Annotated in this window: 14 protein-coding genes; 7 read left to right on the top strand and 7 right to left on the bottom strand. The window is 64.8% G+C overall.

Annotated features, from left to right (window positions below):
- The first annotated feature begins 9 nt into the window (after positions 1-9).
- Complete coding sequence (locus tag VF34_RS23015) at positions 10-1,986, top strand: LCP family protein (protein WP_032373753.1); 1,977 nt, start codon at positions 10-12, stop codon at positions 1,984-1,986.
- A gap of 66 nt (positions 1,987-2,052) precedes the next feature.
- Positions 2,053-2,727: a phosphate signaling complex protein PhoU gene (gene phoU / locus VF34_RS23020; protein ID WP_027495872.1), complete on the top strand. Its 675-nt coding sequence runs from the start codon at positions 2,053-2,055 to the stop codon at positions 2,725-2,727.
- A 127-nt stretch (positions 2,728-2,854) separates the two neighbouring features.
- Here the strand turns inward: phoU and pstB are convergent, their stop codons facing one another.
- The 6 genes from pstB to VF34_RS23050 form a co-directional block, all read right to left on the bottom strand.
- Entirely contained in the window at positions 2,855-3,631 is a 777-nt protein-coding gene (pstB, locus tag VF34_RS23025; RefSeq protein WP_027495871.1) for a phosphate ABC transporter ATP-binding protein PstB, read from the bottom strand.
- A gap of 36 nt (positions 3,632-3,667) precedes the next feature.
- Positions 3,668-4,576 carry a phosphate ABC transporter permease PstA gene (gene pstA, locus VF34_RS23030; RefSeq protein ID WP_027495870.1) on the bottom strand — a complete coding sequence of 303 codons (909 nt, stop codon included), beginning with the start codon at positions 4,574-4,576 and terminating at the stop codon, positions 3,668-3,670.
- A gap of 3 nt (positions 4,577-4,579) precedes the next feature.
- Complete coding sequence (gene pstC / locus VF34_RS23035; protein ID WP_027495869.1) at positions 4,580-5,617, bottom strand: phosphate ABC transporter permease subunit PstC; 1,038 nt, start codon at positions 5,615-5,617, stop codon at positions 4,580-4,582.
- Positions 5,618-5,704: 87 nt separating this feature from the next.
- Complete coding sequence (gene pstS, locus VF34_RS23040) at positions 5,705-6,805, bottom strand: phosphate ABC transporter substrate-binding protein PstS (protein ID WP_032367500.1); 1,101 nt, start codon at positions 6,803-6,805, stop codon at positions 5,705-5,707.
- Between the two features lie 199 nt (positions 6,806-7,004).
- A complete protein-coding gene (mshD, locus tag VF34_RS23045; protein WP_032373755.1) occupies positions 7,005-7,943 on the bottom strand; it encodes a mycothiol synthase in 939 nt (312 codons plus the stop codon).
- Positions 7,944-8,702, bottom strand: coding sequence for a winged helix-turn-helix transcriptional regulator (locus VF34_RS23050; RefSeq protein ID WP_027495866.1), 759 nt, complete (start codon positions 8,700-8,702; stop codon positions 7,944-7,946). It lies immediately after the preceding gene.
- Between the two features lie 130 nt (positions 8,703-8,832).
- On the opposite strand from VF34_RS23050, the gene VF34_RS23055 reads away from it, so the two are divergent.
- From VF34_RS23055 to VF34_RS23075, 5 genes are all read left to right on the top strand, one after another.
- Positions 8,833-9,612 carry an LmeA family phospholipid-binding protein gene (locus tag VF34_RS23055; protein ID WP_027495865.1) on the top strand — a complete coding sequence of 260 codons (780 nt, stop codon included), beginning with the start codon at positions 8,833-8,835 and terminating at the stop codon, positions 9,610-9,612.
- Complete coding sequence (locus VF34_RS23060; protein ID WP_032367498.1) at positions 9,609-10,022, top strand: thioredoxin family protein; 414 nt, start codon at positions 9,609-9,611, stop codon at positions 10,020-10,022. The genes VF34_RS23055 and VF34_RS23060 overlap by 4 nt, the downstream gene beginning before the upstream one ends.
- 254 nt (positions 10,023-10,276) lie before the next feature.
- Complete coding sequence (locus tag VF34_RS23065) at positions 10,277-10,753, top strand: DUF4395 domain-containing protein (protein ID WP_027495863.1); 477 nt, start codon at positions 10,277-10,279, stop codon at positions 10,751-10,753.
- Between the two features lie 42 nt (positions 10,754-10,795).
- Positions 10,796-11,632, top strand: a complete 837-nt coding sequence (locus tag VF34_RS23070; RefSeq protein WP_027495862.1) for a sulfurtransferase — start codon at positions 10,796-10,798, stop codon at positions 11,630-11,632.
- 1 nt (position 11,633) lies between these two features.
- Positions 11,634-11,939, top strand: a complete 306-nt coding sequence (locus VF34_RS23075) for a DUF1416 domain-containing protein (protein ID WP_008719402.1) — start codon at positions 11,634-11,636, stop codon at positions 11,937-11,939.
- A 67-nt stretch (positions 11,940-12,006) separates the two neighbouring features.
- Here VF34_RS23075 and VF34_RS23080 read toward each other — a convergent pair whose 3' ends face one another.
- On the bottom strand, positions 12,007-13,536 hold the full coding sequence (locus VF34_RS23080; RefSeq protein WP_032373756.1) for a cutinase family protein: 1,530 nt from the start codon (positions 13,534-13,536) through the stop codon (positions 12,007-12,009).

The raw sequence follows: 13,536 nt of genomic DNA on the forward strand, positions 1-13,536 counted from the left end.
TTCGAATTCGTGGGAGACGATCGAGAGTCGGGCCCGTCTGTGCCCGAGGGTCGCGCCCCATGGGAGCGCCCGCTGTCCTCTATCGGACGAACCGGCGCAGGCGGACGTTCCGGACAACGTCCTCCTCGGTCCGACGACCCCGCCACACCCGACCCCTCTGGTTCGGAACCCGACTCGACAGACTCCGATTCTCCACCGAAGCCGGGTGACAGCGGCCGACTGGGTAAACGCTCCCCGCGCAACGCGGACACGGTGTCGGTCGCCGAGCTGGTCGACAAGATGTCTCGTTCGGGTGCCACCCGACGTGATCCCCCCGAACGGCCGGACGTCGAAGAGCCCACCGAGGTCATCTCACCGATCACCGACTCCACTCCCCCGCCGGCTCGGGCGAACCGTCCGATGCCCACCCCGCCGCCGCACGCTGCCCCCGAACCCGTCGGAGCACCCGCCGCCGACCGGCCGGCACTGACGCGTCTGGCGATGAGCCGAGTACGGAGACGACGACGGATACGCATGATCGGCCGAAGTCTGGTCTCGATCGTCGCCATCCTCGCCGTGGCACTCACCGGAGTGGTGTGGGGCTATCTACGCAACACCGATCAGGGATTCCTCCAAGTCGCCGCGCTCGACCCCGATTCGACCGACGTCGTCGACGCCGCAGGCCAGTACGGAGACGAGACCTACCTGATCGTCGGCACCGATACGCGCGCCGGTGCCAGTGGGCAGGTGGGCGCAGGAACCGTTGCCGATGCCGAGGGATCTCGATCGGACACCGTCATGCTCGTCAACATTCCAGCCGACCGCAGCCGCGTCGTCGCCGTGTCGTTTCCTCGCGACCTGGACGTGACCCGACCCGAGTGCGAGCAGTTCGACAACGTCACCAATACCTACACGGGCGAGATGTTCCCGGAGGCGTACGGCGACAAGCTGAACGCCACCTACGCCCTCGGCGGCCCGAAATGCCTGGTCAAGACCATTCAGAAGATCTCAGGACTGCGGATCGGACACTTCGTCGGCATGGACTTCGCCGGTTTCGAGTCCATGGTCGACGAGGTCGGCGGTGTCGAGGTGTGTACCGCTCAGCCTCTCGTCGACTACGAACTCGGAGACGTGCTGCCCAACGCCGGTACCCAACGCATCGACGGACGCACCGCACTGAACTACGTCCGAGCCCGGAACATCGAATCGGAGGGCAACGGCGACTACGGCCGGATCAAGCGCCAGCAGCGCTTCCTGTCGTCGCTGTTGCGATCGGCGTTGTCGAACAAGGTGCTTCTCGACCCGGGCAAACTGAACGGATTCGTCAACGCGTTCACCTCCGACACCTTCGTCGAGAACGTCAAGACCCAGGATCTGGTGACACTCGGCCGATCGTTGCAGAACGTCGACGCCGGCGCGGTGACCTTCCTGACCATTCCCACCACCGGAACCAACGACTACGGCAACGAGATCCCCAACGAAGACTCCATCGGTGCCATCTTCCAGGCGATCATCGACGACCTACCCCTGCCCGGCGAAGAACGGGCCGAACCGGTGACACCGGAACCGACCCCGCCGCCCGCCGCTCCCGACGCCCCGCTGCTGGCCGTCGATCCGGGCACCGTGTCGCTGCAGGTGTCCAACGCGTCGGACATCGCGGGAATGGCACAGACCGCATCCGATCAGCTGGCGACGTACGGGTTCCAGATCCTCACGGTCGGCAACTTCTCCGGCTCCGCCGCTCAGACCGTCGTTCGGTACTCCCAGGATCAGGAAGCCGCTGCGGCGACGGTGGCGTCGGCGATACCCGGTGCTGCCATCGAACTGGCTCCGAGCCTGAACAACGTCGTGGAAGTGGTCCTCGGTTCCAACTACCCGGGCTACACCCAGTACCCGGCCGAGGTCGGTGCGCAGATCGACCCCACCCAGGTGGAGGGAACGACCGAAAGTGCACAGTTGCCCGAGGATCTGTCGTTCACCAACGCGGCCGACGACACGTGCGCCTGACTCCATTCATTCCCCGTTAACCCTCGGGACAGAGAACTGGTCGGTGTGACCTACTAAACTGCGCTCATGCGCGTCGCCTACAACGAACAGATGAACGAGCTCGCCGATCTCCTCGGAGAAATGGCGAGCCTGGCTGGTGCGGCCATGGAAAAGGCCACGCAGTCTCTCCTCCAAGCAGACCTGGTTCTCGCCGAGCAGGTCATTTCCGAGCACGACAAGATCACCGAGCTCAGCGCGATCTGCGAGGAGAAGGCATTCACGCTTCTTGCGCTGCAGGCTCCGGTCGCGGGCGATCTCCGTTCGGTGGTGGCCGGCATCCAGATCGTCGCCGACATCGACCGAATGGGCGCACTCGCACTCCACGTCGCCAAGATCACCCGTCGCAGGCACCCGAACCATGCCCTCCCCGAGGTCGTCAACGGCTACTTCGCCGAGATGGGACGCCTCGCCGTGCAGATCGGTGCGTCGGCCCGTGAGGTGCTCGAGACCCGCGATCCCGAGCGCGCTGCGAAGCTGCAGGAAGAGGACGAGGCGATGGACGATCTGCACCGTCACCTCTTCACGGTGCTGATGGACCGTGAGTGGAGCCACGGCGTCGCCGCCGCGGTGGACGTGACCCTGCTGGGCCGCTTCTACGAACGCTTCGCCGATCACGCCGTCGAGGTCGGCCGCCGAGTCATCTTCCTCGTCACCGGCCAGCTTCCCGCCGACCTCCACCAGCAGAACATTCCCAGCTCGTAGCACCCACTTCGCTCGAGGTCGAGTAGCGCTGCGCGACAACGCTACTCGATCTCGGCCCCAGGGCAGGCGCACAAAAAGAACCCCCGTCGAGCTTTCGCTCGGCGGGGGTTCTCTGTGCGGTGTGCGGTTATCCGAAGCGGCCGGAGATGTAGTCCTCGGTGGCCTTCTGCGTCGGATTGGAGAAGATCTTCTCGGTGTCGTCGATCTCGATCAGCTTGCCGGGCTTGCCCGTTGCCTCGAGGTTGAAGAAGCCGGTCTGATCGCTCACGCGCGCGGCCTGCTGCATGTTGTGCGTGACGATCACGATCGTGAAGTCCTGCTTGAGTTCCTGAATCAGGTCCTCGATCGCCAGTGTCGAGATGGGGTCCAGGGCCGAGCACGGCTCGTCCATCAGCAACACGTCGGGAGAGACGGCAATGGCGCGGGCGATGCACAGACGCTGCTGCTGACCACCGGAGAGTCCGCCACCGGGCTTGTCGAGGCGATCCTTGACCTCGGTCCACAGGTTGGCACCCTTGAGCGAACGCTCGGCGATCTCGTCGAGCTCCTTCTTGCCGCGGCCACCCTGCAGCTTCAGCCCGGCGACGACGTTGTCCTTGATGGACATGGTCGGGAACGGGTTGGGTCGCTGGAAGACCATGCCGATGGTGCGTCGCACACCGACGGGGTCGACGCCACTGCCGTAGATGTCCTCGCCGTCGAGCAGCACCGAACCTTCGACGCGAGCGCCGGGCGTGACCTCGTGCATACGGTTGAGCGAACGCAGGACGGTCGACTTACCGCAGCCGGACGGTCCGATGAACGCGGTGACGCTGCGCGGCGGGACTGCCAGAGTGACGTCGGAGACGGCATGGAACTTGCCGTAGTAGATGTTGACGTCCTTGAGATCGAGACGCTTTGCCATGTTCTGATTCCTTAGGATTCTCTGGAGTCGGGTGGGTCAGAAGTTCTTGGGCGAGAAGAACTTCGAGACCAACTTCGCGCCGATGTTGAGTATTGCGACGATCAGGATCAGCGTCAGGGCTGCTCCCCACATGCGCTCCGCGGTGAGCACGCCGGTTCCTGCTTTCTGCAGGTCGACCATCATGAGCGGCAGTGACGTCTGCGGCCCCTCGAAAATGTTGAAGTTGATGGCGGTGGCCGAGCCGACCAGGATCAGCACCGGAGCCGTCTCACCCATGACGCGGGCCAGCGCCAGCATGATGCCGGTGACGATGCCGGAGAGCGCGGTGGGGATGACGATCTTGGCGATGGTCTTCCACTTCGGCACGCCCAGTGCGTAGGACGCCTCACGCAGGTCCTGCGGAACGATGCGCAGCATCTCCTCGGCCGACCGCACGATGACCGGAATCATCAGCAGCACGAGGGCGAAAGCAACGGCGACACCGGAGCGCTGGAACCCGAAGGTGGCGATCCACAGCGCGTAGATGAACAGGGCCGCGACGATCGACGGAACACCGGTGAGGATGTCGACCATGAACGTCGTGACCTTGGCCAGTTTGGTCCCTGCGCCGTACTCGACGAGGTAGATGGCGACGAAGATGCCGATCGGGATGGAGATGACGGCGCAGAACAGTCCTTGCAGGAGGGTTCCCACGATCGCGTGGTACGCACCACCGCCGGCGATGAACTGGGTGATTCCGGCCTGCGAGTTCTGCCACCAGGCCGGTGCGACCACAGCGGACAGTCCACGTGAGATCACCGTGTAGAGCACCCAGATCAGTGGTACGAGGGCGACGAGCACCGACAGGCTGACGAGAATCGTCGCCGCGAGGTTCGACGCCTTGCGCCGGGCGCTGACGCCCTGGAACGTGGGCTCCTTGACGGGCTTGTCCATGGTTGCGGTCATGGGTCAGTCCTTCTTTCCGGCGATGGCGGCGCGGGCACCGGCGTTGACGACGAAGGTCAGGACGAACAGCACCAGACCGGCGGCGATGTAGGCACCGGCCTGCAGCGGGTTGTTGAACTCGCCTGCTGCCAGCGCGATCTTGGTCGCGAATGTGGAACCGCCGTCGAACAACGTTCCGCCGAAGGTCGCCTGGGTGCTGCGGATGATGATGTAGAGCGCGATGGTCTCACCGAGTGCGCGTCCGAGGCCGAGCATCGAACCGCTGACGAAGCCGGACTTGCCGAACGGAATGACCGTGGTGCGAACAACTTCCCAGCGAGTGGCTCCGAGCGCGAGAGCCGCCTCGACCTGGCCCTTGGGCGTCTGGACGAACACCTCACGGGTCACGGCGGCAATGATCGGCAGGATCATCACGGCGAGCACGATGCCGCCGGTGAAGATGGTGCCGCCGCCTGCGATCGATACCGAGCCGGTGCTGAACAGCGGGAACCAGCTCAGCGACGAGTTCAGCCATTCGGCGAACGGGCTGATCGCCGGGGCCAGGACGTACAGGCCCCAGAGGCCGAAGACGATCGACGGGACGGCGGCGAGGAGGTCGATGACGTAGCCGAGCGGTCCGGCAACACGCTTGGGTGCGTAGTTCGTCAGGTAGATCGCGATACCGAGCGCGACGGGCATCGCCAGGATCAGAGCGAACAACGACACGGTGACGGTGACCAGAAACAGGTCGAGTACACCGAACACCATTGCCGAGGTGTTCGAGGTGTCCCACGCGCCGTTGTAGGTCAGGAAGTTGACCGTGTTGTTGGACAGTGAGGGAATCGCTCGCCAGAGCAGGAAGATGCCGACCGCAGCGATCAGGGCGATGATGAAGATGCCCGAGCCCTTGGCCAGGCCGGAGAAGATCCTGTCACCGGGACGGGTGACCGTCCCCGATGTTTTCGAGTCTGACAATTGTGGTTCTTCCGGTTCGTGGGCGGCACCTGTGGTAGGCACGGTAGCCGCCGAGGGGATGCCGGTGATCGAGTGGGTGTCGCTCATACCGCTCACTGTCTCGTGTCGATGCAGGGTGGTCCGCCTTCGGCCCGCGTCACCGCGAGCCGAAGGCGAAACCGGGTTTATCGAGGATCAGGCGATCGCTTCGATGGCGGTGACCAGGCGTTCCTTGAATGCGTCGGGCAGCGGCACGTAGCCGGCTTCTTCGAGGCCCTGCTGGCCCTCGTTGGCTGCACTGAGCAGGAAGGACTTGACTGCTGCCGTGGTGTCGGCGTCGTAGCCCTTCGAGCAGACGATCTCGTAGGTCGCGAGGACCAGCGGGTAGGTGTCCGCTGCGTCGCTGGCGTAGAGGCCGTCGATGTCGATGACGAGGTCGTTGCCCTCGCCCTTGAACTTCGCGGCGTCGATTGCCTTGCCTGCGGTCTCGCTGCTCAGCTCGACCGGTCCGTTACCGAAGTCGACAGCGGCCTTGCCCAGCGACTCCTGGTCGGCGAAGCCCTTCTCGACGTAGGTGATGGCACCGGGGGTGGCGGCGACGGCCTGGGCGACGCCCGAGGATCCGTTGGCACCTTCGCCGACGCCGCCGGCCCAATCGGAGCTGTGGTTCAGCGTCCACGCCTCGGGAGCGGATGCGGCGAGGAAGCGCTGGAAGTTGTCGCTGGTGCCCGACGAGTCGGAGCGGTAGACCGGGGTGATCGCGGTCGACGGGAGCGTTGCGCCCTCGTTGAGTGCGGCGATGGCCGGGTCGTTCCAGGTGGTGATCTTGCCGGTGAAGATCTGCGCGATGACGTCGGGGTTCAGCACCAGGTTGTCGACACCGTCGACGTTGTAGGCCACTGCGACCGGGCCGAAGACCAGCGGCAGGTTCCACGCCGGGTTGTTGGCGCAGCGCACGGCGGCCTGTGCGGCCTGGTCGTCCTTGATGGACGAGTCGGAGCCGGCGAAGTCGACGAGGCCCGCGACGAACTGCGTGCGGCCGTTACCCGAACCACTGGTGGTGTACTCGACGGCCTTGCCCGCGCAAACGCCGGAGTAGATCGAGGTGAAGTTGGACATGGCGTTCTGCTGTGCGGACGAGCCTTCACCGGTCAACGGGGACTTGCCTTCGCACGAAGCCGAGGACTGCGATGCACCGTCCGTGGTGGCGACGTTCGCGTCGCTACCGCATGCGGCCAGCAACATGGCACTGACTGCCACTGCACTCATGAGAGCACCGTTGCGCTTGAGGTTCACCTGTTTCCTCCGAGGAATCTTGGGCCGTGATCGCGGCGCGAACTCGAGGTTCGCGCTGCGACTGTGAAGGTGCCGGCTCAGAAGAACCCTCGCACCAGGCAGCGTAGGTTGCCGCCCAGAGAGAAAGGTAAAGGCAGGTGGTAGACGTTTACCCCCGCGTGGGTGAACGGAAGATGAACACCGTGCTGGAAATGTCCGATTACGCGGTCCGCGCGTACGCGGCGTCGACGTGGTAATTCGCGAACCCGAGCTTGGTGTACGTGTGCACCGCCGCGGTGTTGTCGGCCTCGACGTACAGCATGATCTGGTCCAGTTCGCGACCGCGCAGATAATGCAGCCCGGCCAGGGTCAGTACCCGTCCGAGACCGCGACCCTGCGACTGCGGATCGATACCGACCACGTACACCTCACCGATGGCCGGGTCGTTGCCCCCAGGGAGTGGAGCCTGCGGAACGACCCGATCCTCAGCGGCGTGAACTTTCGTCCAGTGGAATCCGAGCAGGTGGTCGCTGCCTTCCTCGAAGGCCAGGAAGAGACCCGCGGGATCGAACCACGGCTCGTCTCGCCGCGACGCGATGTCGCGGTCGGTCCAGCCGCCCTGCTCGGGATGCCAGGAGAATGCCGCGTTGTTCACCCTCAACAATTCGGCATCGTCCTGGTGCCCGCGATAGGTTCGCAGCGAAATACCTTGTGGTACAACCACATCGGGCAGTTCGGGCTCTGCCGCGGCCCGTCGCATCTGCAGCAGTTCCCGGGCCACCGTCAGCCCGAGCGCACGCGCCACGGACTGTGCTGCGGGCAGATTTCCGTGCGCCCAGATCCGCGTGCCGGAGCCGAGATCGAGTGCGCTGCTGACCAATCGCCGACCTATGCCGCGACCGCGATACCCCGGATCGACCACTGCCTCGGCCATACCGTCGGCGGCGCCGACGTACCCGACGACTCGATCTCCGTCGGTGGCAACGAATCGAACGACGCTCTCACCCGCGTCGACGGCCTTGACGGCCTGCTCCGAGAGCGGCGCAGTACCGTCGACTTCGGTTGCACGCGAAAGGATCCGGTGAATCTCGTCGCTGACGCGCGAGGACGGTGCGTCGCCGTCGAGGGGGTGGACGTCGAACGCAGTATCCGAATTCATCTACGAGAGCGTACTCTCTTGCTCGAACTCGAAATCCGCATCGTCGGAATCGCCGGCCATGGCGTCCGGAGCCGTACCGCCCTTGGAGTTACGCGACGGACGCACGGCCTTGTAGCCCACGTTCCGCACCGTTCCGATCAGCGACTCGTACTCGGTACCGAGCTTGGCGCGGAGGCGTCGAACATGGACGTCGACGGTGCGAGTGCCACCGAAGAAGTCGTAGCCCCACACTTCCTGCAGCAACTGGGCACGCGTGAAGACGCGGCCCGCATGTTGAGCCAGGTACTTCAGCAACTCGAATTCCTTGTAGGTCAGATCGAGTGGGCGACCGCGCAACCGGGCGGTGTACGTGCCCTCGTCGATGACCAACTCACCGAGCGTGATCTTGCCCGACGTCTCGGGACTCGCAACCCCGCCGCTCCGGCCGACTAACAGACGTAGCCGAGCGTCCAGTTCCGCGGGACCTGTGCCGGGCAGCAGGATGTCGTCGAGCCCCCAGTCGGAATTGACTGCGACCAGGCCGCCTTCGGTCAGGACCGCGACCACGGGGATGGCCGAGCCGGTACTACCGAGCAGCCGACACAGACCGCGAGCAGCAGCCAGATCGGTACGTGCATCCACCAGCGCGATGTCGGCGGAACCGGCTTCGAGAAGAGAAGACACCTCGGTCGGTACCGGCCGGATGTGGTGGGCCAGCAACGCGAGAGACGGGAGTACGCCCTCCGGATTGGGATCGGAGGTCAGTAACAGGAGCTCCACTGCGTCTCCGTTCTTACCGCTGGCCGGTCCAGCCGACGCTGGAATCGAGTGATCGTCAAGGACACAGACTAGCTTGTCCGTACAACCGGTCGAAGCGGGCAGTACGCGATGCTTCGGTCACAATGGACCGGTGCGCACACTTCTCATCGGACTCGTCAGCCTGTTGGCCCTCGCGCTCGTCGTCGATTTCGGGGCCGCGGCCTACTCCGAATATCGCGTCTCGCGCGCCATCCGCGACGGCGGCGAACTCACCTCGGACCCCCAGGTGATTGTGCACGGTTTTCCGTTCCTCACCCAGGCCGCCGACGGCCGCTATCAGAACATCGAGATCCGGGCCCAGGACGTCCCGACCGAATACGTCGGCTCGACGACCATCGAAGCCAATCTGCGCGGCGTCCACATCGCCCTGTCCGACCTGATCGACAACAACGTCCGCGACATCCCGGTGGACGAGCTCGACGGCCGCGTCCGCATCGAGGCAACCGATCTCGGACGGTTCCTCGGCATCGTCGACCTGCAGGTTTCCGCACCTCCGGCCGACAAGTCCGACGGCACGGGCGGCTCCGGCGGGTCGGGCAAGACCACCGCCGGTGGCGTCGTACTGACGGGAACGGTTCCGGTGGGACCGCTGCAGACCACCGTCAGCGTGCAGGCCGACCTTCTGCTCGAAGGTGACAGTGTCGCCATCGTGGCATCGGACTTCTACTTCGGACCGGAGGGGCAGGCCGACTTCACGATTCCCGATTTCGCCAAGCCCACAGTTCTCGGCCTGTTCACCAAGACCATCGAACGCCAGAGCCTGCCGTTCGGACTGCTGCCGACGGACGTCTACGCGGAGGGTTCACAGATCGTCGTCGAAGGGTCGGGAGAGAACGTGAACATCGACCTCAACGAGATCGAAAAGCCATGACAGGGATCACAGTTCTGGTTGTCGTGGCGGTCCTTGCCGTTGCTGTCGGACTGATTCTGCGTCGTCGTTCCGGTGCCGTACGCACCATCGCGTCCACCGATTCCGACGACCTTCTCCCGCTGCTCGTCGATGCGGGCGTCACCTCGGGAACTCCGACGATTTTGCACTTCTCGGCGGACTGGTGTGGTCCGTGCGCTGCCGTGCGTCGTGTGGTGCATCAGGTTCTCGCCGACCGCACCGACGCACGCGAAGTCGAACTCGACATCGATGCTCAGCCTGTTCTCGCCCGTGAACTCGGAGTGCTCTCGCTGCCGACGACCTTCGTCCTCGACGGAGAACTGCGTCGGCGTTCGAGAATTGCCGGCGTGCCGTCGGCCGCAGCCCTGCGCGAGGCTCTCGACGCGCTGTAGGGCAAGAGCTACTCAGGTGGGCGGTACGACGCGCCCCTGGTAACGGGTAGGATGCACTTCGTGTTCTCCCGCCGCGAGCTCATGCTCACCAGTCGACGCACGGTTGATCTGTGCCGACTGGGCGGTTGTTGCTGTCGCTGCTGCTGATTTCCGTCTGCCGCCACGCCCATGCGTGATGCCGGCCCGATGATCGAAATCCACATCCGAGCACCGGCGACAAGCCGTGCCCCGGCCTCGCACAGGAGTACCTCTCGATGTCGACATCCGACACCCACACCACCACGATCGACCAGGTCGACGTCCGTGGTCCGCGCTTCGCCGCGTGGATCACCACTGCAGTTCTGGTCGTCGTCCTCCTCGCGAGCACGGTCTCGGTTCCCGCAGCGGCAATCCTGCTGGGGCTCCAGGCGATCGTGTTCGGAATCGGAGCCGTCCGCGGACCCAAGCACAGTCCGTACGGCACGATCTACGCGACATTCGTCGCGCCGCGGCGCTCACCGACCACAGAACGTGAGCCGGTGGCCCCGTTGAAGTTCGCCCAACTGGTGGGCTTCGTGTTCGCCGCCGTCGGAGTCCTCGGATTCGCTCTCGGCGCTCCCGTCGTCGGCACCGTAGCGACAGGCTTCGCGCTCTTCGCGGCGTTTCTCAACGCAGCGTTCGCAGTGTGCCTGGGCTGCATGATCTACCCCCTCGCAGCTCGATTGCGCGGCAACTCGCGCACCGCAGCGTGACAACTACCCCCTGATCCGACAAGAAAGACCGAAAGGAACACCATGGCTCGCTCCGACGTCCTGGTCTCTGCCGACTGGGCCGAGCAGAACCTGAACGCACCGAAGATCGTCTTCGTCGAGGTCGACGAAGACGCCAGCGCCTACGACGGCGGACACATCGAAGGTGCGGTCAAGCTCGACTGGCGCAAGGACCTGCAGGACCCGGTTCGCCGCGACTTCCTCGATCAGGAGCAGTTCTCCGGCTTGCTCTCGGCCAAGGGCATCAGCAACGACGACACCGTCGTGCTCTACGGCGGAAACAACAACTGGTTCGCCGCCTACGCCTACTGGTACTTCAAGCTGTACGGCCACAAGGACGTCAAGCTGATCGACGGCGGCCGCAAGAAGTGGGAGCTCGACGGCCGCCCGCTGTCGAAGGACGTCGTCAGCCGGGAGAACACGCAGTACCGCGCCGAGGCACCGGATCTGTCGATCCGCGCGTTCCGCGACGAGGTCATCGACGCCATCGGCAACAAGAACCTGATCGACGTGCGCTCCCCCGACGAGTTCTCCGGCAAGATCCTCGCGCCGGCACACCTCCCGCAGGAGCAGGCTCAGCAGCGTGGCCACGTCCCGTCCGCGATCAACATCCCGTGGAGCACCACCGCCAACGAGGACGGCACGTTCAAGTCCGACGAGGCACTCGAAGAGCTGTACAAGACCAAGGGCTACGACGACAGCAAGGCCACCATCGCCTACTGCCGCATCGGTGAGCGCTCGAGCCACACCTGGTTCGTGCTCAAGGAACTCCTCGGCAAGGAAGACGTCAAGAACTACGACGGCAGCTGGGTCGAATACGGCTCCCTCGTCGGAGCACCCATCGAATTGGAGGTTCACTGATATGTGTGGAGCACCCGTACAGGGTCAGACCATCCCCGCAGGCGTCGACGTCGAGAAGGAAACGGTCATCACCGGCCGTGTCCTCGCCGGCGACGGTGAGCCGGTAGCGGGCGCATTCGTCCGTCTCCTCGACGGCACCGGCGAATTCACCGCCGAGGTCGTCGCGTCGGGAACCGGCGATTTCCGCTTCTTCGCTGCCCCCGGACAGTGGACGCTGCGGGCGTTGTCCGCATCGGGCAACGGCGACACCGTCATCACGCCCGAGGGCGCGGGCGTGCACTCGGCCGACGTCACCGTCGGAGTCTGAGTCACCGACTCGATCACATAGAAGAACCCCGCACCTGGCAACCAGGTGCGGGGTTCTTTTCGTTGCTCTAGCCGACCTGTCGCGCCGGCTCGGGGACCGTGGAGTACTGCGGCGGGAACATGCCGGGAGGTACCGGGATGCCCTGGGATTCGAGGAAGGCTCCGAGGTCGCTGACGCGAGTCTGCGTCCCCGGCTCCGGCAGCACCCGGGATTCCGGGGCGGGCGCGGGCGTCTCGGGCAGCTGGGTCTGGGGTGCCTGGGTCTCGGGGGTGGCCGGGTCGACCGCGGGAGGCGCGTTCTTCTTCTCGCGTTCGGTTCGGGCGAGATCGGTCACCCACGCGACCATCTTTTCGCTTTCCCACTCGACCCCGTCGTTGGGGTCGTTGTACCAGTAGGACAGGTGCTGCAGAAAGCCGATCGCCAGGTAGGGGCCGAGGACGACGTCGACGATGCCCTTGTTGTTCTCCACCAGGCCCTCGCCCTCGGCACGCAACTTCGCCTTCACCGTTTCGGCACCCGGACCGAGGGCCCAGTTGAGATCGGCAAGTAGTTGATCGGGCGACAGCGCTGCTGCAGCCTTTGCGTCGTCCACCTGATACTGCCGGTCGGAGACTTTGACGAGAACCTGCAGGAGCGTCTCGTCCGACTCGAGCCACGACTTGTTCGTGGCGATATCGATGATCGCGCGGGTGGCAATGGAGGCAACCGTCCGACCGAAGTCGGAGACGGTCTGCACCGGGTTGAGCAGCGTCAACCGCATTTGACCGAGTACACCGAGCGCCAGCTGCAGCAGTTCGATCTTGTCCGGCGAGTCGCAGGCCAGATCGTAGGGACGACACGACCAGGTGACCTTGTCCGTCATCGACCCGTAGTCCCGCGGCGACTGATCCATGAAGCCGCCGAGGGACTGGCCCACCTCGTCACCGAAATTAGGCACGCCGGCCGGGCGGTAGGGCGACCCCACCATGACGACACCGACGACGTCGTCGGACGTGACGAGAGCATTGGGATCACGGTGGCCGAGTTCCATCGTCACGCGATCGAGAATTTCGCCGCCGACGCTGTACCCGAGCAGCGCGAACTTGGTCTTCTCACCGCACTTGGTCTTGTACTCGTCCATCAACCGATTGGTCGACGCGATGCCGTCGGCGATCGACTCCTGGTAGGTCGGCACGTTGTCGAGTACGTCGAAGCCGTAGGTGGAGGAATACGGGACGTAGAGCCAGCCGACGGTGCCGGGGCTGTCCGCGTTCGCCTCACCGACCGGAACGGTGACGTTGCCGACCCAGTTCGACGCGATCGTCTGCGCTTCTTCGTTGAGCGGATTGCGATCGGAGTCCGAGTCGGTGGCTCCGGACACCGCCAACAGCAGTACGTCCGGGCAGTCCTGCGCGTAGTTGTTCGGATCGATATTCGGGCCCTGAGACGAACCGAAGTCGGCCGAACCCGACTCTGCCGAACCCGAATCGGACGATCCCGAGTCGGGCGCGGCCAGCGCAGCAGCGGGAGCTGCAAGGGCCAACGCCACTGTGACAACCGCCGATCGAACCAATACGGAACCGAACGACGATGTCAGAACACGCTTACGACGCAGCAT

This window comes from Rhodococcus sp. PML026 (assembly GCF_000963615.1).
Classification (GTDB): Bacteria; Actinomycetota; Actinomycetes; order Mycobacteriales; family Mycobacteriaceae; genus Rhodococcoides; species Rhodococcoides fascians.

Bases quoted from the DNA above. Each gene is read 5' to 3' on its own strand.
- phoU (WP_027495872.1), top strand. From the start codon at position 2,053: ATGCGCGTCGCCTACAACGAACAGATGAACGAGCTCGCCGATCTCCTC.
- mshD (WP_032373755.1), bottom strand. From the start codon at position 7,943: ATGAATTCGGATACTGCGTTCGACGTCCACCCCCTCGACGGCGACGCA.
- pstB (WP_027495871.1), bottom strand. From the start codon at position 3,631: ATGGCAAAGCGTCTCGATCTCAAGGACGTCAACATCTACTACGGCAAG.
- pstC (WP_027495869.1), bottom strand. From the start codon at position 5,617: ATGAGCGACACCCACTCGATCACCGGCATCCCCTCGGCGGCTACCGTG.
- VF34_RS23065 (WP_027495863.1), top strand. From the start codon at position 10,277: ATGTCGACATCCGACACCCACACCACCACGATCGACCAGGTCGACGTC.
- VF34_RS23060 (WP_032367498.1), top strand. From the start codon at position 9,609: ATGACAGGGATCACAGTTCTGGTTGTCGTGGCGGTCCTTGCCGTTGCT.
- VF34_RS23070 (WP_027495862.1), top strand. From the start codon at position 10,796: ATGGCTCGCTCCGACGTCCTGGTCTCTGCCGACTGGGCCGAGCAGAAC.
- VF34_RS23080 (WP_032373756.1), bottom strand. From the start codon at position 13,536: ATGCTGCGTCGTAAGCGTGTTCTGACATCGTCGTTCGGTTCCGTATTG.
- pstA (WP_027495870.1), bottom strand. From the start codon at position 4,576: ATGACCGCAACCATGGACAAGCCCGTCAAGGAGCCCACGTTCCAGGGC.
- VF34_RS23075 (WP_008719402.1), top strand. From the start codon at position 11,634: ATGTGTGGAGCACCCGTACAGGGTCAGACCATCCCCGCAGGCGTCGAC.